Here is a 20,330-nt window from a genome sequence, read left to right as displayed (position 1 = left end):
CGCACGATCCTGGCAGGTGCCGACCTGGGTCGGCACACAATGCTGCCGAACGTGGCCGGTAGTAGATCCACGCCGTGCGTGGATGCAGTTGACCTGCAGGAACAGACAGCATCGGGCCAGCCGCCAAGGAACGGCAGCGGCCCCAGCCAGGACGGCACGGAGGGCAGGGAGCGGCCATCAGCGGTGAGGACCACCGACACGGCGCCGCCGGGTGCAGGAGCGCGCCCGGCGGCGGGCTCGGCAGTAGATCCACGCCATGCGTGGATGCGTTGCAGGCAAGCGCCCTAAAGCGCCAGCACCCGCCGGTAACTCAGCGGCCCACGCCCGTCGCGCAATCCCAACCGCAGCTCCAGTGCAGTGGCCGGCAGCACCTCGCCCTCGCTCGGCAGGATCGCCCAGCCTGCGCCCGGCTGCCACGCCCGTACCTCGAACTGCTGCACCTCATGCGCCACCGCAATGCCCGTCGACGGCTCCGGCGCCGGCAGGGGATACCGGTCCGTCGCCGCACCACTGGCCCGCCACAGCGTGCTGCCCTGGCGCCACCAGCGTACCCGCTGCCAACGCAGCCCGTCGCTGCCGACACTGCGGGTGATCTCCAGCGCGAAGCTTCCATCCGGATGCCGCTCGCTTGCGAGCGAAGGAGGCAGCAACCGCTGCGGCTGATCGGCCGGGCGCACCGCGCCATTCATCAGCGCGTCGTCTGCGCGCATTTCGATATCACGCTGGAACTGTTGCAGAACGCGCAGCGCCGCCGTGGTTTCGGCATCGGCCCGGCGCAGGCGCTGGTCGCTGCTGGCCACACTGTCCAGCGCACGCCAGCAGATCAGCGCCAGCACGCCCATGAGGGTGATCGCGATCATCACCTCGATCAGGGTGAAACCTGCTGCGTTACGCTTCATTGCGCCGCGGTCCACGGCAGCTGCATCCGCGCCAGCGACTGCCGCGGTGCATCTTCGGCCACCACGTTGAGTTCCAGTTGCGGCTGCCCGTCACTCCCCGTGCCGATATGCTGCAGCACCAGGAAACGGCTGCGCCCCTGCATGCAGCGCTGCCGTGCATCGGGCGCTGCCTGTCCGCCCAGGCGCAGCTCCTGCCAGCGGTCCTGCGCACACAACAGCGCCAGGCGACGGTCGCGCAGGCGCGACTGATCATCGGTGGCCACTGCCACCGACCGCATCACCGCAGCCAGCGCAATCGATACGATCGCCAGTGCGATCAGCACTTCGATCAGCGTGAATCCGCGCGTTCCCCGCCTCACTGCTCGACCTGCAACTGTCCGCTGCCATCATCCCGAAGACGCAGCTGGCGGCCCTGCAACGACAGCGTCAGTTCCCACGCCACGCCGATCCACTCCGGGCTCAGTTCAATCGGCGTGGCCGGTTGCACTGCCAGGCCTGCGGGCCGCCACCGCTGCGGGCGCAGCAGGTCGTCGCGCTGCACGTCTACCCAGCGGGCGCCCTCGCGACGGCTGAACCAGTAGCCGGTGGCGTCGGCCTGCCAGCGCAGCGGACGGCCGTCGATGCGCGCCTCGTCGCGCGCTACCTGCAGGCGCTGCGCCAGCTGCTCGGCTTCCTGTCGCAGCTGGCGACCCGGATCAAGCAGGCTGCCCAGGCCCAGGCCGATGCCCGCCGTGCAGATGCCGATGATCACCAGCACCACCATCAGTTCCAGCAGGGTGAAACCCCGCGGCATGTGCTGCATCGACGTCGCCTCCTGTCCGGGTCGATACCAGCCAGCGTAGGCACGCATGATGAAACAAAAGCGTCAGCGGCAGCTGCTAGCGTAAGCGGACACGAACGTGGCGACGGTGCGGAACATGGAAGGCGGGCGCTGGGATCGCAATCGCATACTCACGTTGCTGGCGGCAACCCTGCTGCTGGCGGTGGTGGCCTATTGGGGTGTGACCCTGTCTGCGGTGGCGCCCACGGCGGCGGCCAGCGAAACGCACGCAGAGGCCCCTGCAAGGCCCCTGTTCGATGCGGTGGCCAGCCTGCCGCTGGTGCGGTTGCTGTCCCCCGGTGCGGTGCAGACCGAGGTGGTCGTGCTGGGCGTTATGGCCGGCGACCACGCGCCGCTGGCGCTGCTTTCCGTGGATGGCCGTCCTGCCGAAGCCTACGCGCCGGGCCAGCGGTTGGGGCCCTGCACGGTTCTCGCCAGCATCAGCGCCAACGCGGTGGAACTGAACCAGGCGGGGCGGTCGCGCCGCCTGCCGGTTCCCGAGCTGCCGCCGGTTCCAAGCGATGGCATCGTGCCGGCCGCCCCATAAAGCCCAGCCTACGCTCGGCTGCGTCTGGACGGACAGTCGAGCATGGCTCGACTCTACAAGATCCTGCCGAGCGTGGGCTCGGCGAAGGCCTGGCAGGCTCAGCGCGCAGGTCGCTGCGGCACCACCGAGCGCCCGAAGGCATCGCCCATGCGCTGCCGCGTGCCTTCCAGGTTGTACTGCATCAGTTGGTTGGCGGGCTGCCGCATCAGGCGTTCGGCCTCGGGGAGCGCCGGTGATTTCGCCGCTTTCGATGCCGGCGCAAGTTTGCGCTGCAGGCAGTCCCAGGCCGGAATGCGCTCGCCATTGACCTGTACTTCGATGCAGGGTGCAGCGTCTTCCTGCTTCTTCGTCTCGTCAGCGCGCACCGGTGGCAGTGCCAGCAGCAGGGCAAGGGCGAGGGCAGCGCGCAGGCCCACCATCGGCGATTCACGCATCTCGAATCTCCCGCAGCAATCGATGTTCTGCCATGAAGACGTGTGGCGAATGCAGGGTCCGCCTGCGGGCATCGCGGCGCTGTCAAAAGATGACAGGGCTGTCACAAAACTGTTGGCGGCTTTGACGCGACGTGCACGTCCTGTTGGTAGACCCACGCGCCGCTCCCTGGCCATTCCCTTCGATACGACGCGATGCCTTCGATGACTCCTGTTCCGTGCCGAGCCGCCCGCCTTCCGCTGCGCCTGCATCCACTGGTGCTGGCCCTGGCCGCGATGCCGCTGCCATTGTTCGCGCAGGAGGCGGCGCCTGCGCCCAGCGTGAACATCAACGAGTACATCGTGCGCGGCAATACCGTGCTCGATCCCCGGGACATTGAGCGCGCGGTGGAACCGTTCCTCGGCCCGGGCAAGACCCTGGCCGATGTCGAGAAGGCGCGCGATGCGGTCCATGCGCTCTACCAGCAGGCGGGCTACCAGTCCGTCTACGTCGAGCTTCCCGAGCAGCAGGTCAGTGGCGGCGTGGTGCTGCTGAAGGTGCAGCAGACGCCGATCGGCCAGCTGCGCGTGGTCGGCACCCGCCACGAATCGCCCGAACGCATCCGCGAACGCGTGCCGGCGCTGGCCGAGGGCAAGGTGCCTGATTTCGACCAGGCGCAGAAGGAACTGACCGCACTGAATGAAGGCGGACGTCGCCAGGTGATGCCATTGGTGCGCGAGGGCCAGGTGCCGGGCACGATGGATGTGGACCTGCAGGTGGAGGAGAAGTCGCCGTGGCGCGCCAGTGCGGCGCTCAACAACGACCACAGCGCCGACACCGAGAAACTGCGCCTGAGTGCGTCGCTGGCCTACGACAACCTGTGGAAGCGGGGGCACAGCGCCAACATCGGCGTGTACCTGGCGCCGGAAGACACGAAGCAGGCCAAGGTCTTTTCCGCCTCGTACACGATGCCGTTCGAAGGTACGCCGTGGAGCCTGGAAGCCTCCGGCTACAGATCCGACAGCCGCGTGTTGAATGCAGGCGGGCAGGTCGGTACCGGCACCGGCACCAATGTGATCGGCAACGGCCATTCGATCGGCCTCAAGCTCAACTATCGCCTGGCCGGCAGCAGCCAATGGTGGCGCCAGCTCAGCCTCGGTGTGGATTTCAAGGACACCGAGGAAGACACCCAGATGGGCAAGGACAGCCTGAAGACGCCGCTGAAGTACGCGCCGATCACCCTGGCCTTCGTCGGCGTGCGCCAGGGCGAGCACGATCAGCTGAGCATCAACACCCAGCTGGTGGCCGGTACCCGCCGCCTGTTCGGTTACGGCAGCGACGCCACTGCGTTCGGGCAGAAGCGCTACTGGGCCGACCCGAGTTTCGTGGCCTTCAAGGCCGACGTGGCCAACACGCATACCTTCGGCAGCGACTGGCAGTGGTATGCGCGCGGCTCGCTGCAGGTGACCGATGCGCCGCTGGTGTCGGCCGAGCAGTTCGCCGCAGGTGGCATGTACACCGTGCGCGGCTACCTGTCGGCCGAGGCGATCGGCGATTACGGCGGCCTGGCCAACCTGGAATGGCGCACCCCGGCGTGGTCGCTGTGGAGCGGCACCGACCTGCGTGTCTACAGCTTTGCCGATGCGGCCTACCTGCGCCTGCGCCAGCCGCTGCCCGAGCAGCGGGACAAGTACAACCTGGCCTCGGTCGGCCTGGGCGCGCAGCTGCGCCTGGGTGACCACCTGCAACTGCGCCTGGACTACGCCTGGCCCTATGCCGATGGCCCGGTCACGCGCAAGGACGACCCGCGCCTGCACTTCAACCTCAGCACCAGCTACTGACCCTTTCCTCGAACATGCGTTCTCCGGAGACCCCTCGCATGGACCGTTTGCTTTCCCGAGTGTTGCTGCTGCTGGCCGCGCTGGTCGCGTTGCCTGCGGCTGCGGCCGATGCCAATTGGTGGCAGGCCGAATGGAAGTACCGCAAGCCGATCACCATCGACGCCGGCCCGCAGGGCGCGGGCCTGGCCGGTGACCCGGGCCGCACGCCGCTGCTGCTGCGCCTGCATACCGGCAACTTCGGCTTCGACGGTACCCAGGACGCGGGCAACGACCTGCGCTTCGTCTCGGGTGATGGCCGTACCGTGCTGGCCCACCAGATCGAGCAGTTCAATCCCACGCTCGGGCTGGCCCTGGTCTGGGTGGACGTGCCGGCAGTCAGTGCCGCCGCGCCGCAGACGATCTGGATGTACTACGGCAATGAAAAGGCCCCGGCCAGCGGCAACGGCCAGCAGGTGTTCGATCCGGACTACACGCTGGTCTACCACTTTGCCGAGGCCAATGCACCGGCACGCGACACCACCGCCTATGGCAACAACGCCGGTGCCGTGGTGCCGCCGTCGGAAGGCGCGGTGATCGGCCGCGGCGTGCAGCTGGGCGCCGGCCCGCTGCCGCTGCCGGCCAGCGCATCGCTGGCGCAGGAGGCGGGCGCGCCGCTCACCGTTTCGGCCTGGATCAAGCCGGGCAGCAACAACGCGGCTCAGGCGATCTACGCGCGTCGCGACGGTGCGTCCGAACTGGTGCTGGGCATCGAGAACCGCGTGCCGTTCGTGCAGCTCAATGGCCAGCGCAGCACCCCGGCGCAGCCGATTCCGGAAGGGCAGTGGGCGCATGTGGCGCTGACTGCGGAGAAGGGCGCGTTGCAGCTGTACCTCAATGGTCGCGTGGTCGCCCAGCTGAGCGGTGCGCTGCCGGCGCTGGCCACCGCGCCGGTGGTCGGCGCCGACGTGCCGGGCGCGGCGCAGCCGCTGGCCAACTTCGAAGGTGCCCTGGACGAGTTGCGCATCTCGCGGGTGGCACGCCCGGCGGCACTGCTGCTGGCCGACGCGACTGCCCAAGGGGCCGACTCGCGCCTGATCAGCTACGGCGCCGACGAACAGTCGGCCGGGCAGAGCCACTTCGCCTTCATTCTCAAGGCGATGCCGTTCGATGCCTGGGTGGTGGTCGCCATCCTTGGCCTGATGATGCTGCTGTCGTGGGCGATCATGATCGCCAAGAGCCGCCACTTCGGCCGTACCAGCAAGGCCAATGCGGTGTTCACCGAAAGCTTCGGCAAGCTGTCCGGCGTACCGCTGCGCACCCTGTCCGACATGGACCGCCAGGGCAAGGCGCCCACCGCCATGCACGATGGCTCGCTGTGGCGCATCTACCAGGTGGCCATCGATGAAATGCAGCAGCGCCACCAGCGCGATGGCAACAGCGGTTACCTCAGTGGTGCCACCATCGCGGCGATCCGCGCCTCGATGGATGCAGTGATGGTGCGCGAGCAGGAGGCGATGGCGCGGCGCATGAACTGGCTGTCGACCACCATCGAAGGCGCGCCCTACGTGGGCCTGTTCGGCACCGTGATCGGCATCATGCTGGTGTTCGTGGTGGCCGCGATGGCGGGCGCGGTGGACATCAACTCGGTGGCGCCGGGCATGGCCGCGGCGCTGCTGTGTACCGCAGCCGGCCTGGGCGTCGCGATCCCGGCGCTGTTTGGCTACAACTACCTGGGCGCGCGTGCCGAAGCGATCGGTGCGGACATGGCGGTGTTCATCGACGAGTTCGCTGCGCGCCTGGCCGAAGAGCAGGACGGGCGCGGCCCGGCTGCGGTCCAGGGCTGAGGGGCGCGCCATGGGCCAGAAGGCGAAGTTCGGCATCAAGAAGCGCGAGAAGGGCATCAACGTGACGCCCTTCGTCGACGTGCTGCTGGTGGTGCTGGTGATCTTCATCCTGACCAGCAACGCCTCCATCCCCGGCATCGAGGTCAACCTGCCCAAGGCCAGCAACAGCGTCGCGCTGGAGAAGCCGAAGACCAAGGCGATCACCATCGACCCCAGCGGCCAGGTGTTCCTCGATGCCTACCCGGTAACGATGACCGAGCTGGAAGACCGCCTGCGCACCGAGCGCGCGACCACGCCGGATTTCCCGGTGATCGTGCGCGGTGACGCGCAGGTGCAGTACGCCCGCGTGGTCGAGGTGCTGGACCTGCTGCGGCGCCTGGAGCTGGCCCAGGTGGGCCTGGTCACCGGCAAGGCGCAGGGCTGAGGCATGACGGCCCATCAACCCCCTCGGCCGGATCCCGGCATGCGCGGTCGCCCGTTGCTGGTGACCGTCGCGCTGGTGCTGGCCGCGTTGCTGGTGCTCGGCGTCGCGCTGTGGTGGCTGCTGTTCAAGGACACCGCCAGCACCCGGCGGCCGGTGCTGCAGCCGCCGATGCTGGCGTTGCCGCCACCGCCTCCGCCGCCCCCGCCGCCACCGGAAAAACCGCCAGAGCCGGAAACGCCGCCGGAAGAGACGATGCCCGAACCGGAGCCGCTGGATCAGCCGACGCCGGCCGAAGAGCCGACGCCGACGCCGGACAACGCCGATCCGGTGACGATGGATGCCGATGCGCAGGCCGGTGGTGACAATTTCGGCATCCAGTCCGGCAGCGGTGGCGGTTCGTCCGGCGTCGGTCGTGGTGGTGGCGGCAATGCCACCTATGGGCGCTACCTGGGCTACCTGATGCAGCAGGCGATCTCGCGCGATGACAAGGTCAGGCGCCTGGCGTTCCAGCTGCAGGTGAACGTGTGGCTGGCCAGTGATGGCCGCCTGGAAAAGGTCGAGCTGGTGCGTGGCAGCGGCAACGAAGAGGCCGACGCGGCCGTGCTCGATGCACTGCGCCGCATCGGCAAGGTCGACCAGGCACCGCCGCCGTCGCTCGATTTCCCCGCCCGCGTCCTGATCCAGGGCCGCCGGCCCGGGGCCTGATTCCCGACCTCCCCGATTTCCCTTCTTTCGATGAGAACCGTGATGAACGACCACGTCCGCGCACGATCCGATTCCCGCCACCCGCGGCCGGCCCGACGGGCGCTGCTGTGCTGTGCCGTGCTGCTCAGCCTGGCCGCCCCGGCCGGTGCGATGGCCGCCGAAACGACCATGGTCAAGCTGATCAAGGGCCTGATCGCCAGCGGTGCGCTGAAGCCCGAAGACGGCCAGGCCTTGCTGGTCCAGGCCGAGGCCGAAGCAGCGGCTGCACAGCGCACCGCAGCCACCGCACCCGCCACTGCCAGCGGTGGTGTGGCCCTGGAGGCCGGTGACGTGCGCGTGCCCTACGTGCCGCAGAGCGTGCGCGACGGCATCCGTGACGAGGTGCGCCAGGACGTGATGGCGCAGGCCAGGTCCGAGGGCTGGGCGGCACCGAACGAAGTGGCCGAGTGGACCAAGCGCATCAAGGTCACCGGTGACATGCGCGTGCGCAGCGAGTCGCGCTTCTTCTCCGAACGAAACAGCGACATCGTGAGCAACTGGTCGTCGATCAATTCCGGCAACGGCTTCGACACCAATACCAACACCAACCTGCAGCTGCCACCGCTGCTGAACACCCGCCAGGACCGCCGCAACCTGTGGCGCATCCGCGCGCGCCTGGGCATCGAGGCGACCATCGGCCAGCACACCACGGCCGGCGTGCGCCTGGCCAGCGGCAGCAGCAATGGCCCGGTGTCGACCACCGAACAGCTGGGTGGCGGCCTGAGCAAGAAGGACGTGTGGCTGGACCAGGCCTGGCTGGCCTACAGCCCGGCCGACTGGGTGACGGCGCGCGGTGGCCGCTTCGGCAACCCGTTCTGGACCAGCGATACGCTGTTCTCCAACGACCTGAACTTCGACGGCCTGGCCGCCAACCTGCAGTACGACGTCGACGGTCGCGATCTCGGCCTGTTCGGCAACCTGGCGGTGGTGCCGCTGGAGTACACCTCCGACAGCTCGCCCAGCCAGAGCCGGGTCAAGACGCCGAACGAGAACAAGTGGCTGTCCGGTGCGCAGGTCGGCGTGAACTGGCGCTTCAATGACGAGAATGCGTTGCGCGCTGCATTGGGCTACTACGACTTCAAGAACATCAGCGGCCGCTTGTCCTCGCCGTGCGCGCTGTATGCGGGCGCAGTGGGCTGTGACACCGACTGGTCGCGCCCGGCGTTCATGCAGAAGGGCAACACCCTGATGCTGATCCGCGACATCGCGCGCAATCCGCTGGATCCGGCCAACACCCCGACCCCGCAGTACGTGGGCCTGGCCTCGGCGTTCCGCCTGGCCACGCTGAACCTGCGCTGGGACACACAGCTGGCCCAGGGCATCGGTCTCCGCCTGGAGGGCGATTACATCCGCAACCTGGCCTACGACAAGCAGGCCATGTTCAACCGCGCCAACAATGGCATCGTCAACAACTACGGCGCCGGCGGCACCGCCAGCATCGATACCTTCCGCAGCGGCGACACGGCATGGATGGTGCAGGCCACCTTCGGTGCCGCCGAGCTGAAGGAGAAGGGCCAGTGGCAGGCACTGCTGGGCTACAAGCGGATCGAGGCCGACGCGCTGCCCGATGCCTACAACGATCCGAACTTCCACCTTGGCGGCACCAATGCGCGCGGCTACTACGTAGGCGGTGCCTACGCGCTGGACGCGCGCAGCTGGATCAGCGGCAAGTGGATGGCGGCCAAGGAAGTGTCCGGTGCGCCGCTGTCGATCGACGTGTTCCAGCTGGAGTTCAATACCGGCTTCTGAGTGGTGGCGTGATGCGGTTCACGTGGCGCGTGGCGGGGGCACGGCGATGCACCCGTCTAGGGAAAGGAGACCACGCGTTGTTCAAAAGGAGGAGTGGATGAGCCGTCGCAAGCTGTTCGAGAGTCCCGAACCGTCCAGCCAGATGCTGGGCGCTGGGCCGGCCTATGTTTCCGTGGAGGGCCTGCGCCAGCACCTGGCCGAGTTCCTGCTGTATGCGGGCCGGCCGGTGGTGATCATGCGCGGGCGCAGCGAAGTGGGCTATTTCCTGCCGGCACGCTGCTGGCGCCAGCGCGACGATGATCCGCTGGCGGCCGCAGCCGCCGACCAGCTGCTGGATGCGGCCGGGTTCGAGGCCGAGGACATCCAGCAGGTGGAGCAGGAGTTCAACGCGATGCGCCAGCGCACCGTGCTGCATTCACGGCGCTGAAGCTTCCGTAGAGCCGGGCCCATGCCCGGCTTTCCGGCCCGCCGCGCGCGACATTGGCAACGGCTCCTGCCGTTGCCCTTGGCTCCACAGTAGATCCACGCCATGCGTGGATGGGGTTACGCTGCAGCCCCACGCTCACTGGTGATGCGCGCACCTTCGCGCATCACCAGGGTGACCGGGGTCTTTTCCACCACCTCCAGCAATCGCTGCCACTGCGCATCGCTCAGCTCGGCACTGGCATGCAGCACGCGGTGCACGTGGAGGCGTCCGTCCGGGTCACGTTCCGAACGCAGCTCGGCATGGAACTCGCCCAGGTCCCAGCCCTTGCGCTGCGCGTACATGCGCAGGGTGATGGCGGTGCAGGCCGCCAGTGAGGCCAGGTACAGGTCGAACGGTGCGAAGCCCTTGCCCTGGCCGCCCAACGCGGCGGGCTCGTCCGCATCCACATCGAAGTGGCCATTGCTGATGTGGTGCAGGTAATTGTCGGCGGTCGAAACAATGCGTGCGTAGGCCATCAGGTTCTCCATCGGTCTGTAGCGTCGAGCCGTGCCCGACGCGTTGGACTGTACCGTCTTGCGCGCTCAGCTGCGCTGCGAATCCAGCGGCTCGTGGTTCTTCTGCACCTCCTGCGCCTTCAGGTAGCTTTCGATCAGCAGCTGGTAGTTCGGGAAGATCTTCGTGTAGACCTCGGCCCACTGCTGGGCATCGTCGCGGTTCCAGCTGCGCTGGATCTCCGAGGCCGCCGCGGCGGTGTCCATCGGCACGACGCCCGCCTGCACGACGCGGGCCAGGGTGATCTCCTCGGCCATCTTCGAATAGGTGCCGGAGGCATCGATGACCGCGAACACCTGGTAGCCATCGGCAACGGCGGCAATGGACGGGAAGGCCATGCACACGCTGGTGATGGTGCCGGCAATGATCAGCTGCCTGCGGCCGGTGGCCTTCACCGCAGCGACGAACTCGGGATTGTCCCAGGCGTTGATCTCGCCCTTGCGCGCCACGTACTGCGCATGCGGGGCCGCGTCATGGATCTCCGGGATCAGCGGGCCGTTCGGGCCCTGCGGAACAGAGGCCGTGGTGATCACCGGCATCTTTGCCAGCGTGGCCATCGTGGCCAGCGCGGTGGCGTGGGCGCGCACGGTGGTGAACGGCATGTCACCGATGGTCTGGAACAGGCCGCTCTGATGGTCGATCAGCAGCATCGCGGCGTTGTCCGGATCGATCACCGGGCGGGCACCGTTGAAGTTGGCGGGGGTACTCATGGTCAGTCTCCTGGAAAGGGGGGGCGAGGGCCCGGAGGATGCGGCGGGCCATCGCCCGCCGCGTTGAAACGATCAGTGCGCGATCTGGCCGAAGCGGCCGCTGTTGAAGTCGTTGACCGCCTGCGCGATCTCGGCCTGGCTGTTCATCACGAACGGGCCGTAGCCGACCACCGGCTCGTCGATTGGTTCGCCGCTGAGCAGCAGCACGGTGGCGTCGCTGTCGGCGTCGACGAACACGTCCTCGCCGCTGCGGTCGAAGGTGACCAGCTGCGCCTCGCCGACCGGCTGGCCGCCGTTGATCCGCAGCGTGCCCTTCAGCACCACCAGCGCCAGCGTGCGGCCCTCGGCCACCGGCAGCTCGGCGTGCCGGCCCTGCCGCAGGCGGATGTCCCAGACATCCATCGGCGTGTGGGTACGCGCCGGGCCGGCATGACCGTCGAAGCGGCCGGCGATGACACGCACGCGGCCGGCGCCATCGGGCAGATCCACCGAGGGAATCTGCGCGTCGAGCAGGGTCTGGTAGCCCGGTGCGCCCATCTTGTCGCGTGCCGGCAGGTTCACCCACAGCTGGACCATGTCCAGCGTGCCGCCGCGCCTGCTGAACGCCGGCGTGTGGAATTCCTCGTGGAGGATGCCGGAGGCCGCCGTCATCCACTGCACGTCACCCGGGCCGATGGTGCCGCCGGCGCCGGTCGAATCGCGGTGGGCGACCTCACCTTCATAGACGATGGTGACGGTCTCGAATCCGCGGTGCGGATGCTGGCCGACGCCACGCGGGGTATTGCTGGGGGCGAAGGTGTAGGGGCCGGCGTAGTCCAGCAGCAGGAACGGGCTCAGGTGCTGGCCGTGGGTGTTGTAGGAAAACATCGAGCGGGCGGGGAATCCGTCGCCCACCCAGTGCGGGCGGGGGGCGCTGTAGGTACCGGTGACACGCTTCATGGCGATCTCCTGGCCGGGGCTGCCGGCCGCTGTTGTTCGTTGCGAAGACGATATCGGCGCAACAATGGGACCGGTAGACGCCAATAGTTGCCGTCATAGTCCTGTATGGTGAACACTGGCGGCAGGCCGTCGGCCGCAGGAGGTCGCCTCGTGTTCATCGCAGATATCCGCCGTTGTGACCTCAACGACCTGTTCTACTTCGCCATGGTGGTCGAGCACGGCGGCTTCTCGCAGGCCGGCCGGGCGCTGGCCATGCCGAAGTCGAAACTGAGCCGGCGCATCGCGCTGCTGGAGGAACGGCTGGGCGTGCGCCTGATCCAGCGTTCGACCCGGCGCTTCTCGGTCACCGAGGTCGGCCAGGACTATTACCGCCACTGCAAGGCCATGCTGGTCGAGGCCGAAGCGGCTGAAGAAGCCATTGCGATGTCACGCGCTGAGCCGCGCGGCACGATCCGCCTGGCGTGCCCGATCGCGATCCTGCATGCGCGCATCGGCACGATGCTGGCCGATTTCCTCGCCCTGCACCCGCAGGTGACGGTGCAGCTGGACGCCACCAACCGGCGCGTGGATGTGGTGGGCGAGGGCGTGGACGTGGCGATCCGGGTGCGGCCGCCACCCCTGGAGGACAGTGACCTGGTGGTGCGCGTGCTGGCGCGCCGGGCCTGGTGCACCAGTGCCAGCCCGGCGCTGCTGCAGCGGCTGGGTACGCCGCAGGTGCCGGCCGACCTGGCGATGATGCCGACTGTCGATCTGGCATCGCCCAGCCAGCAGCATGCCTGGGAATACACCGGGCCGGGCGAGGTGCTGGCCAGCGTGCACCATCGCCCGCGGCTGGTCAGCGATGACATGATCGCGTTGCGCACCGCCGCGGTGGCCGGGGTGGGCGTGCTGATGCTGCCGCGGATGATGATCAGCGACGAGCTGGCCAGCGGCGCGCTGGTGCGGGTGCTGCCGGAATGGGTGCCCAGGCACGGCATCGTGCACGCAGTGTTCCCGTCGCGACGCGGTCTGTTGCCTGCGGTGCGTGCGCTGATCGATTACCTCGCCGAACGCTTCGAGGCGCTGGAGGAACCGTAGATCCTCTCCACGCCGTGCGTGGATGATGCTTTCGTGGCGCGGCTTGCCGCCTGCGGCCGCGCAGCCCACAATCCACGTCCGGACCGCCGCCATCACGCCCATCATTCCCCGGTCCGGCCTTGGCACCTATGTCTCCCAATGCCCTGGCGCTGGTCGAGCTGCTGATCCGCGAGCGCCGTGCGTTGTCCCGCTTCATCGCGCGCTACCTCGACCCGGCCAGCACCGAGGACACCCTGCAGAACCTGTACCTGAAGGCCAGCAGCGTGCCCGGCGATCCGCCCATCCTGGAGCCGCGCGGCTATCTGTACCGGATGGCCTACCACCACGCGCTCAACCGCAGCCAGGCCGACGCCCGCGAGCGCCGGGCCATGGCCGAGTACGCCGTCGACATGGCCGAGGCCCGTGGTGATGGCGAGGCGCAGGCGCTGGACCAGGCCCAGCTGCGCGAGATCACCCAGACCATCCTGGCCCTGCCGGCCCAGGTGCGCGAGTGCTTCGTGCTCAACCGCTACCTGGGCCTGAGCGAGCGCGAAATCGCGGCGCGCCTGGGAATCTCCAAGAGCCTGGTCGGCAAGCATGTGCTGCGCGCAGCGCTGCTGATCCAGCAACAGCAGCGGGGAATGGGCCAATGAGCGGCGATTGCCGTGGGCAGATCGTGCCCGCCGTTGTCACAACAGGAAAGCGCACCCGTTCGCGGTGCGGCAGGCCACAACCATGACCACGTCCGAACCCTCGCCGCGGCAGGCCAGGCAGGCGTTGCGCTGGGTGATACGGTGCAGTGCAGGCCCGCTGCCGGAACGCCAGCAACGCAGCCTGCAGCGCTGGCTGCAGGCTGATCCCCGCCACGCACTGGCGTGGCGCCAGCAACAGGCCTTCTGGCTGCGGCTGGACGCCGCCGGGCCCGAAGTGTTGGCCGCGCTGCCCGAACTGACCACCGATCGCCAAGGGCTGCGTCCGATCGCACCGCGCCGCCGGCTGCCGTGGCGGCTGGCCAGCGCAGCGGTGGTGGTGCTGATGGTCGCGGCCGCGCCCCACGCATTGCTGCTCGCGCGCAGCGACCTGCGCAGCAGCACTGCGCCGCGCGTGGTGCAGCTGGACGACGGCAGCACGGCGGTGCTCGATGCCGGCACCGCGCTGGCACTCGCGTTCGATGGCCCGCAGCGGCGCGTGCGCCTGCTGCGCGGGCAGGCCTGGTTCCAGGTCGCGCACGAGCAGCGGCCGTTCCAGGTCGAAGCCGGCGGTGGCCGGATCCGCGATATCGGTACGGCGTTCAGCGTGTCCATGCAGGGCGCGATCATCACCACCGAAGTCAGCGAGGGCATGGTCGATGTGCGCCCGGGCGATGGCAGCGTGCAGCGCCTGCGCGCCGGGCAGGCACGGGCGTTCCGTGACGGGCGCTGGCTGCAGCCGCTGCAGCAGGCCGCGCCGGAGGCGATGGCACCGTGGCGTCGCGGTGAGGTGGTCATCGACGATCTGCCCGCTGCGCAGGCCATCACCGACCTCGGCCGCTACCGGCGTGCACCGGTCTGGGTGCTGGCCGGCCAGAGCGCCCGCGTGCGGGTCAGTGGCCTGTTCCATCTGCAGCAGCCGGACACGGCCATCGACGCCGTGGCCGCGCAGGCGGGACTGCGCGTGCAGCGCTTGCCCGGCGGTGCGTTGCTGGTGTGGTGAAGCACTCGCGGAGCACGCATGAATCGGTCGCATGAAAAAAACATGAAAAAACCGTGGGCAGTGGTCGTACCCGGCTGTCTATAGAGGTATAGCCAGAGCGAAACAGCGTTTCTCCTCAAGCCAGACGCACCACCGGCACCGGATGTGCTCGTGGTCCCGCCCCGCTTGAGGAGTTCCTGTCCATGCCGTCCACGGCATCTGCCTGTCATCGCCGCGCCACTGTCCTGGCCTTGGCCATCTCCACTGCACTGCTGCCGATGGCCTGGGTGCCGAGCGCGCAGGCGCAAGCGGCGGTGGCCGCACCGCTGCGCAGCTACGCCATCCCGGAACAACCGCTGGCCGATGCCGTGCGCAGCTTTGGCCGCCAGGCCGATGTGCAGGTGGTGTTCCGTAGTGACCTGGTGGAAGGGCGTCGTTCCAGCGCGGTGAACGGCGAGTACAGCCAGATGCAGGCCCTGCAGCAGCTGCTGCGCGGCAGCGGCGTGCGCGCCCTGCGTGGCATGGATGGCACCTGGAGCCTGCGCGCCGCAGCGGAGGCGGGGGAAGGGGAAGGGGTGCGGGTGACCGACACACTGGACGTGGCCGGTCGCCTGCAGTCGGAAGGGGGTGAGGCCCGCGATCGGCGCGGCTACGACGATGTGTTCGCGCTGGACATGACCACGGCGTATTCGGGGCGCGACCGGGTGGAGCGCTACCGCGGCGCCAATCCGGCCGACGTGGTCAAGGATCTGGTCGGTGTGTTCAGCGGCGATGCGCGCAACAGCGGCGCGCTGGACATCAACATCCGCGGCATCCAGGGGCCGGGGCGGGTGCCGGTCAGCATCGACGGTGGCGAGCAGGCGCTCACGGTCTGGCGCGGCTACAACGGCGTCAGCAACCGCAACTACATCGATCCCAACCTGATAGGTGGCATCCAGGTCATCAAGGGGCCAGGGCTGGTGCGCGATGTGCACAGCGGGATCGGTGGCGCGCTGGTGATCAAGACCATCGACGTCGATGACATCGTGGAGGCCGGTGAGCGCTTCGGCGGGGAGCTGAAGATCGAAGGCAGCAGCAATGCGGTGGCGCCACGCCTGCCGCGGCTGCATACCGGCGAGGACTACCGCACGGTGCCCGGGTTCCCGCAGGGCTCGCCCTCGGCGCCGTATGCCGACAGCACGCTGCTGGTGCCGGTGAAGTCGCGCGGTTCTGAAACCAATGTGTTCGCCGGGGAAGACCAGGCCTGGCGGCTGGCGCTGGGCCTGCGCGGCGAGCATGTCGACGTGATGGCGGCCTATGCCTGGCGCAAGCGCGGCAATTACTTCTCCGGCACCCGCGGCGCGGCCTACTACGACCAGGAGCCACGCGAGCAGTTCGAGTACAAGGGCCTGGACTACATCACCACGCTGGCGCGCTATTTCAAGCCCGGCGACGAGGTGCCCAACACCTCCAATGAGCAGGAATCGTGGCTGCTGAAAGCAACCTGGCAGATCAACGATGACCAGCAGCTGCGCGCCACCTGGCGGCGTACGCTCTCCCACTACGGCGAGATCATGCCCTCGCGCATCCTGTCTGCGCCCGACTACGGCCGCATCCAGTGGCCGCTGAGCCGCGTCGATGCCGATGCCTGGAACCTGGAATACCACTGGCAGCCCGCCGGCAGCCGCTGGCTGGACCTGCGTGCCAACCTGTGGCGCACCGAAACCACCAGCGATACCTACACCGCCGGCGGCTTCCCCAATTTTGCCAGCAACCCCGACTGGAACCCCGGCAGCAGCCCGATCCTGCGCAATACCGCGCTGGCCAATGCCCGCAACGACCGCACCGGCCTGACCCTGAGCAACCGCTTCGCGCTGCATTCGACCCTGGACCTGACCGTGGGCGGCAACTGGCAGTTCGAGAAACTGCGCTCGGCGGACCCGTACTTCGGGGTCAGCGATGGCTGGCGCATGTACCCGCGCGCCGGGCGCCGCCAGGAAGGCGAGGGCTATCTGGTGCTGGACTGGCGGCCGGTGGATTTCCTCTCGCTGAGCGCCGGCGTGCGCTACGCGCGCTATTGGGCCTTCGACGATTTCCTGCAGGAACACCCGGAGCTGATGACCACCTCGGTGTTCCCCAAGGAGGCCCGCTACCGGGTCAACGAACTGCCTGAGCGCCCGGCCAGCCTGCAGGGCGAGATCGACGCCATCGAGTCGCAGCGCGCGTTCTGGGACAGCATCGGCATGGGCTTCATCGTCGATGATCTGCTCAAGGGCTTGCTGAGCAGGTACGAGACGCCGGTGGCGGTGGAGCACAGCATTCCCTGGCTGCCGGATGCGGACGGCAACTACCGCCGTGCCAGCAACCCCTGCTTGAATGGCGAGGTGGCGGCCATTCCCGGGCTGTTGCCGGTGCAGGGCGCGCAGATCCTGTGCAGCATCCAGAGCGGGCGGCCGCAGACGGTATCCGGGCGCAATGAGCGCAGGCGCGACCATGCCTGGTTGCCGACCTTCTCGGCCACCGCGCATTTCTCGCCCAATGCGCGCGCCTATGTCCGTTACAGCGAGGCGGTGCGTTTCCCCAGCATGTTCGAGAGCACCATCGCGTTCTCCAGCAGCCTGAACCCGCTGTACCCGCTCAAGCCCGAACACGCCTACAACTACGAAGTGGGCTACGTGCACAACCTGTCGGCGCTGTTCGGCAACACCGCTGATGCCGACGTGAAGCTGGCCTACTACGTGCACAAGACCCGCAACGTGATCGAGCGCGACGGCAACTTCCTGTTCGACAACCTGGACAAGCAGCGCATCCGCGGCGTGGAGCTGCAGGCGCGCTTCGACAACCGCCGCATCTTCATCGACCTGGGCATCAGCCGCACGCTGGAAAACGAGGTATGCGACGAAAGCATGGCGGTGCAGCTCGATGCACTGGCCGGCAAGGTGCCCGACTGCGTGCAGGACGGCTTCGTCAGTGGCTACCTGCTGACCCAGGCCATTCCCCGGTTGTCGGTGAACGGGTCGCTGGGCACCCGGCTGTTCGATGAGCGCCTGGAACTGGGCAGCCGCATCGTGCATTACCAGCGCCACCAGAACCCGGACCTGCAGGCCTATCGTGACCGCCTGTATGGCGGCAGTGGTGGCCTGATCTGGCAGAACGTGCCGTTCACCTGGGGAAACATCACCACCGTCGACGCCTACGCGCGCTGGCGCATCAACGACCATGCCAGCGTCGAGCTGGTCGGGACCAATCTCGGCAACCGCTACTACGTCGACCCGGCCACGCGCTCCACGCTGCCGGCGCCGGGGCGCACGCTGAAGCTCGGTGTCACTGCGCGCTTCTGATCACCTGTTCTGTTGTTGTACCCGTTGTTCCCTCAACCCAAGGAGTAGTTCCATGAAGATGATCTCCCGTTCCGTACTGGCCATGGCCGCCACCTTCGCCCTGGCCGGTGCCGCCCAGGCGGCCGACATCGTCGGTGCGGCCAGCCCGGCCACCGATTCGCAGCTGTACGTCAAGGTCGGTGCCTCCGAAGTCAACGGCGGGCCGCACAGCGCAGGCAAGGCCGGCATCGGCGTCGGCACCGTCTCCAACGCCAAGCCGGTCGATTTCCAGGGCCTGTCCGCGTACTCGGCGCCCACCACCGTGGGCAACGTGACCGTGCGTACGCTGGCCATGCCGATCACCGGCACGCCGGGCAACCATGCCGGCATGGGCCACTTCAACTTCGTCAAGGTGGGCAGTGGCGATGTGTGGTTCGGTGAATGGTCCAAGGATGGCGCCGCGGGTGGCTTCAACAACCGCCAGGTGTACTTCGCCGGCGACCGCGCAGGCACCACGTTGCCCAGCGGCACCGCCACCTACGCGGTCGCCGGCCTGAACAAGTTCAACGGCAGCAACCTGCTCAGCGGCACCTTCGCGGCGGACTTCGGCACTGGCAAGCTGACCGGCGGCCTGGCCGGTGGTGGCCAGACCCTGGCGATCAGCGCCAACATCAACAGCGCCGACGCGTCCTTCGCCGGCACCGCCGTCGCCAACGGTTCGGTCACCGGCAACAGCCAGGGCCAGTTCTTCGGCGCCAACGCCGCCACCCTGGCCGGTATCGCCACGTTCGCCGGCAACAGCCAGTACGACACCGCCTTCGGCGGCAGCAAGAACTGATTGCCACGCCCCTGACGGGGCAGGGCAGGGACAAGCCGCGATCCGCCAGTCCCTGCTTCGGCCCGCTGCATGCACCACGGATCGACCATGCGCCACCCCCTGCTTCCCGTGTTCCTGCTGCTGGCTGCCGCCGACGTGCGCGCCCAGCAGGACGACCTCCGCCGCGTGCTCGAACAGGGCAGCGAACTGCGCCACCAGCAGCAGGACCAGCAGCGCCTGCAGCAGGCCGAATCGCAACGGCCGACGCTCACCCTCGATGGCCAGACCGTGCGGGTGGAGCGCACCGTCGATGATCTCGGGCAGGCGCTGTACCTGTCGCTGCAGCACCAGCAGTGGCCGGCCGCCGCGGCATTCCTGGCCGAGTACATCGAGCTTCCCGGGCACGATCCGCTGCTGCGCCACTATGCGCAGGGTGCGTTGGCCCGCGTCGCCGGTGATCATTCGCGCGCCGCACAGGAGTACGAAGCACTGCTGGCCGCGAAGCCGGACTTCCTGCCCGCCCGCCTTGAACTGGCGCGTGTCTATGCCGAAGACCAGCGCGACCGCGAGGCGGTGGCATTGTTCGGTGCAATCAAGGCCGGTATCGACAGCAACGATCCGGCCACCGCTGGTGTGCGCGCACGCGTGGACAGCTATCTGGACGCGTTGCAGGCACGCAGGCGCTGGAAGGGTTCGGTCGCCGCCGGGCCTGCATGGAGCGACAACATCAACCGCAGTTCGGCCAGCCGCACGTGCCTGTTCGGTGTCGGCGACACCTGCCTGATCGAACGCACGCTGCCCGAAGCGCAGCGCGCCACCGGCCTGGACTACGACGCCAACCTGGAACGGCGCTGGGCGCTGGCCGGCCATCATGGGCTGTACGTGCGCGGGCTGGCGTTCGGCCAGGCCTGGCGTGGCTACAGCGCATACAACGAGCTCAACGCCAGCGTGCAGGCCGGCTACAGCTGGCGCAGTGCACGGCACACCCTGCAGCTGGCGCCGAGCTATGACTACCAGGCGCTGGGCAATCATGCCCTGCAGGGCGGCAGTGGCGTGCACGGCGAATGGCAGTACGCGCTGGACGCGCGCAGCCTGCTCAAGCTGGAGGCCGACTGGAAACGCCAGCGCTACCGGCGGCCGGGCCTGGCCGACAACTACGATGGCGAACTGGCGGCGCTGTATGCCACCGGGTTCCGCGCGCTCAACCCGCGCTGGACCCTGTTCGCGGGCGTGGACCTGACCGACAGCAGCGCTGCCGACCCGGCCAACGGCTACCGCCAGCGCGGCGTGCGGCTGGGCGCGGCCCGTCAGTGGCGGGGTACCACGGCCACAGTGTTCATCACCCTGCGCCACCGCGATTACGCGGCCTGGAGCCCATTGCTGGAGGCGCGCCGGCAGGACGAAGAACAGACCCTGATCGCCATCGTGCGCAGCGAGCGGCTGGCGGTGGCCGGGCTGGTCCCCAGCCTCAGCCTGCGCTATGCCCGCATCGACAGCAACGTCGGCTGGCTGTACAGCCACGACCGCAGCCTGCTCAGCCTGAAATGGGAGCGCGCGTTCTGAAGACGCCGTCGCAGGGCCGGAGTGAACAGGTCGTGGCC

20 protein-coding genes are annotated in these 20,330 nt (G+C 68.3%); 13 read left to right on the top strand and 7 right to left on the bottom strand.

Annotated elements, in window-relative coordinates; all coding sequences use genetic code 11:
• Positions 1 to 284: 284 nt before the first annotated feature.
• The 3 genes from BLS66_RS04905 to gspH are packed head-to-tail and all read right to left on the bottom strand — an operon-like array spanning position 285 to position 1,701.
• Positions 285 to 899 carry a prepilin-type N-terminal cleavage/methylation domain-containing protein gene (locus BLS66_RS04905; protein WP_074725271.1) on the bottom strand — a complete coding sequence of 205 codons (615 nt, stop codon included), beginning with the start codon at positions 897 to 899 and terminating at the stop codon, positions 285 to 287.
• Positions 896 to 1,258, bottom strand: coding sequence for a type II secretion system minor pseudopilin GspI (gene gspI, locus BLS66_RS04900; protein ID WP_074725270.1), 363 nt, complete (start codon positions 1,256 to 1,258; stop codon positions 896 to 898). The genes BLS66_RS04905 and gspI overlap by 4 nt, the downstream gene beginning before the upstream one ends.
• Positions 1,255 to 1,701, bottom strand: coding sequence for a type II secretion system minor pseudopilin GspH (gene gspH / locus BLS66_RS04895; RefSeq protein WP_049467019.1), 447 nt, complete (start codon positions 1,699 to 1,701; stop codon positions 1,255 to 1,257). Before gspH ends, gspI begins: the two co-directional genes overlap by 4 nt.
• A 115-nt stretch (positions 1,702 to 1,816) precedes the next feature.
• Between gspH and BLS66_RS04890 the strand changes: the two genes are divergently transcribed.
• Complete coding sequence (locus BLS66_RS04890) at positions 1,817 to 2,266, top strand: general secretion pathway protein (protein WP_074725269.1); 450 nt, start codon at positions 1,817 to 1,819, stop codon at positions 2,264 to 2,266.
• 98 nt (positions 2,267 to 2,364) lie between these two features.
• On the opposite strand, the gene BLS66_RS04885 is transcribed toward BLS66_RS04890, so the two are convergent.
• A complete protein-coding gene (locus BLS66_RS04885) occupies positions 2,365 to 2,700 on the bottom strand; it encodes a hypothetical protein (RefSeq protein WP_074725267.1) in 336 nt (111 codons plus the stop codon).
• 201 nt (positions 2,701 to 2,901) lie between these two features.
• Between BLS66_RS04885 and BLS66_RS04880 the strand changes: the two genes are divergently transcribed.
• The 6 genes from BLS66_RS04880 (at position 2,902) to BLS66_RS04855 (ending at position 9,685) form a co-directional block, all read left to right on the top strand.
• Positions 2,902 to 4,518, top strand: coding sequence for a ShlB/FhaC/HecB family hemolysin secretion/activation protein (locus BLS66_RS04880; protein ID WP_074725266.1), 1,617 nt, complete (start codon positions 2,902 to 2,904; stop codon positions 4,516 to 4,518).
• A 38-nt stretch (positions 4,519 to 4,556) separates the two neighbouring features.
• Entirely contained in the window at positions 4,557 to 6,341 is a 1,785-nt protein-coding gene (locus BLS66_RS04875) for a DUF2341 domain-containing protein (RefSeq protein WP_074725265.1), read from the top strand.
• A 10-nt stretch (positions 6,342 to 6,351) separates the two neighbouring features.
• On the top strand, positions 6,352 to 6,765 hold the full coding sequence (locus tag BLS66_RS04870; RefSeq protein ID WP_074725264.1) for an ExbD/TolR family protein: 414 nt from the start codon (positions 6,352 to 6,354) through the stop codon (positions 6,763 to 6,765).
• 39 nt (positions 6,766 to 6,804) lie between these two features.
• A complete protein-coding gene (gene tolA, locus BLS66_RS04865) occupies positions 6,805 to 7,470 on the top strand; it encodes a cell envelope integrity protein TolA (RefSeq protein ID WP_074725263.1) in 666 nt (221 codons plus the stop codon).
• Between the two features lie 42 nt (positions 7,471 to 7,512).
• Positions 7,513 to 9,258, top strand: a complete 1,746-nt coding sequence (locus BLS66_RS04860; RefSeq protein ID WP_074725262.1) for a putative porin — start codon at positions 7,513 to 7,515, stop codon at positions 9,256 to 9,258.
• Positions 9,259 to 9,355: 97 nt separating this feature from the next.
• A complete protein-coding gene (locus BLS66_RS04855) occupies positions 9,356 to 9,685 on the top strand; it encodes a hypothetical protein (protein WP_049467031.1) in 330 nt (109 codons plus the stop codon).
• Positions 9,686 to 9,801: 116 nt separating this feature from the next.
• Here BLS66_RS04855 and BLS66_RS04850 read toward each other — a convergent pair whose 3' ends face one another.
• From BLS66_RS04850 to BLS66_RS04840, 3 genes are all read right to left on the bottom strand, one after another.
• A complete protein-coding gene (locus tag BLS66_RS04850) occupies positions 9,802 to 10,200 on the bottom strand; it encodes an OsmC family protein (protein WP_074725261.1) in 399 nt (132 codons plus the stop codon).
• A 66-nt stretch (positions 10,201 to 10,266) separates the two neighbouring features.
• Entirely contained in the window at positions 10,267 to 10,947 is a 681-nt protein-coding gene (locus BLS66_RS04845; RefSeq protein ID WP_074725260.1) for an isochorismatase family protein, read from the bottom strand.
• 72 nt (positions 10,948 to 11,019) lie between these two features.
• Positions 11,020 to 11,886 carry a pirin family protein gene (locus BLS66_RS04840; RefSeq protein ID WP_074725259.1) on the bottom strand — a complete coding sequence of 289 codons (867 nt, stop codon included), beginning with the start codon at positions 11,884 to 11,886 and terminating at the stop codon, positions 11,020 to 11,022.
• Positions 11,887 to 12,036: 150 nt separating this feature from the next.
• Here BLS66_RS04840 and BLS66_RS04835 point away from each other — a divergent pair, with 150 nt between their 5' ends.
• The 6 genes from BLS66_RS04835 (at position 12,037) to BLS66_RS04810 (ending at position 20,292) form a co-directional block, all read left to right on the top strand.
• Entirely contained in the window at positions 12,037 to 12,963 is a 927-nt protein-coding gene (locus tag BLS66_RS04835) for a LysR family transcriptional regulator (RefSeq protein ID WP_074725258.1), read from the top strand.
• 128 nt (positions 12,964 to 13,091) lie between these two features.
• On the top strand, positions 13,092 to 13,595 hold the full coding sequence (locus BLS66_RS04830; protein ID WP_074725257.1) for an RNA polymerase sigma factor: 504 nt from the start codon (positions 13,092 to 13,094) through the stop codon (positions 13,593 to 13,595).
• Between the two features lie 82 nt (positions 13,596 to 13,677).
• On the top strand, positions 13,678 to 14,634 hold the full coding sequence (locus tag BLS66_RS04825) for a FecR family protein (protein ID WP_074725256.1): 957 nt from the start codon (positions 13,678 to 13,680) through the stop codon (positions 14,632 to 14,634).
• 182 nt (positions 14,635 to 14,816) lie between these two features.
• Complete coding sequence (locus tag BLS66_RS04820) at positions 14,817 to 17,933, top strand: TonB-dependent receptor (protein ID WP_074725255.1); 3,117 nt, start codon at positions 14,817 to 14,819, stop codon at positions 17,931 to 17,933.
• A gap of 52 nt (positions 17,934 to 17,985) precedes the next feature.
• The gene (locus BLS66_RS04815; protein WP_074725254.1) at positions 17,986 to 18,750 is read left to right on the top strand and encodes a Slam-dependent surface lipoprotein; all 765 of its coding nucleotides are present in this window, start codon (positions 17,986 to 17,988) and stop codon (positions 18,748 to 18,750) included.
• Positions 18,751 to 18,837: 87 nt separating this feature from the next.
• Positions 18,838 to 20,292: a surface lipoprotein assembly modifier gene (locus tag BLS66_RS04810; protein WP_074725253.1), complete on the top strand. Its 1,455-nt coding sequence runs from the start codon at positions 18,838 to 18,840 to the stop codon at positions 20,290 to 20,292.
• Positions 20,293 to 20,330: the final 38 nt, after the last annotated feature.

This window comes from Stenotrophomonas pavanii (assembly GCF_900101175.1).
Lineage (GTDB): Bacteria > Pseudomonadota > Gammaproteobacteria > Xanthomonadales > Xanthomonadaceae > Stenotrophomonas > Stenotrophomonas pavanii.
Note: the sequence above shows the minus strand (reverse complement) of the source record. Positions and strands in the feature narration are given on the sequence as shown.

Bases quoted from the DNA above. Each gene is read 5' to 3' on its own strand.
- BLS66_RS04860 (WP_074725262.1), top strand. From the start codon at position 7,513: ATGAACGACCACGTCCGCGCACGATCCGATTCCCGCCACCCGCGGCCG.
- BLS66_RS04880 (WP_074725266.1), top strand. From the start codon at position 2,902: ATGACTCCTGTTCCGTGCCGAGCCGCCCGCCTTCCGCTGCGCCTGCAT.
- BLS66_RS04840 (WP_074725259.1), bottom strand. From the start codon at position 11,886: ATGAAGCGTGTCACCGGTACCTACAGCGCCCCCCGCCCGCACTGGGTG.
- BLS66_RS04815 (WP_074725254.1), top strand. From the start codon at position 17,986: ATGAAGATGATCTCCCGTTCCGTACTGGCCATGGCCGCCACCTTCGCC.
- BLS66_RS04890 (WP_074725269.1), top strand. From the start codon at position 1,817: ATGGAAGGCGGGCGCTGGGATCGCAATCGCATACTCACGTTGCTGGCG.
- tolA (WP_074725263.1), top strand. From the start codon at position 6,805: ATGCGCGGTCGCCCGTTGCTGGTGACCGTCGCGCTGGTGCTGGCCGCG.
- BLS66_RS04830 (WP_074725257.1), top strand. From the start codon at position 13,092: ATGTCTCCCAATGCCCTGGCGCTGGTCGAGCTGCTGATCCGCGAGCGC.
- BLS66_RS04850 (WP_074725261.1), bottom strand. From the start codon at position 10,200: ATGGCCTACGCACGCATTGTTTCGACCGCCGACAATTACCTGCACCAC.
- BLS66_RS04870 (WP_074725264.1), top strand. From the start codon at position 6,352: ATGGGCCAGAAGGCGAAGTTCGGCATCAAGAAGCGCGAGAAGGGCATC.
- BLS66_RS04905 (WP_074725271.1), bottom strand. From the start codon at position 899: ATGAAGCGTAACGCAGCAGGTTTCACCCTGATCGAGGTGATGATCGCG.
- BLS66_RS04855 (WP_049467031.1), top strand. From the start codon at position 9,356: ATGAGCCGTCGCAAGCTGTTCGAGAGTCCCGAACCGTCCAGCCAGATG.
- gspH (WP_049467019.1), bottom strand. From the start codon at position 1,701: ATGCAGCACATGCCGCGGGGTTTCACCCTGCTGGAACTGATGGTGGTG.
- BLS66_RS04810 (WP_074725253.1), top strand. From the start codon at position 18,838: ATGCGCCACCCCCTGCTTCCCGTGTTCCTGCTGCTGGCTGCCGCCGAC.
- BLS66_RS04825 (WP_074725256.1), top strand. From the start codon at position 13,678: ATGACCACGTCCGAACCCTCGCCGCGGCAGGCCAGGCAGGCGTTGCGC.
- BLS66_RS04820 (WP_074725255.1), top strand. From the start codon at position 14,817: ATGCCGTCCACGGCATCTGCCTGTCATCGCCGCGCCACTGTCCTGGCC.
- BLS66_RS04845 (WP_074725260.1), bottom strand. From the start codon at position 10,947: ATGAGTACCCCCGCCAACTTCAACGGTGCCCGCCCGGTGATCGATCCG.
- BLS66_RS04875 (WP_074725265.1), top strand. From the start codon at position 4,557: ATGGACCGTTTGCTTTCCCGAGTGTTGCTGCTGCTGGCCGCGCTGGTC.
- BLS66_RS04885 (WP_074725267.1), bottom strand. From the start codon at position 2,700: ATGCGTGAATCGCCGATGGTGGGCCTGCGCGCTGCCCTCGCCCTTGCC.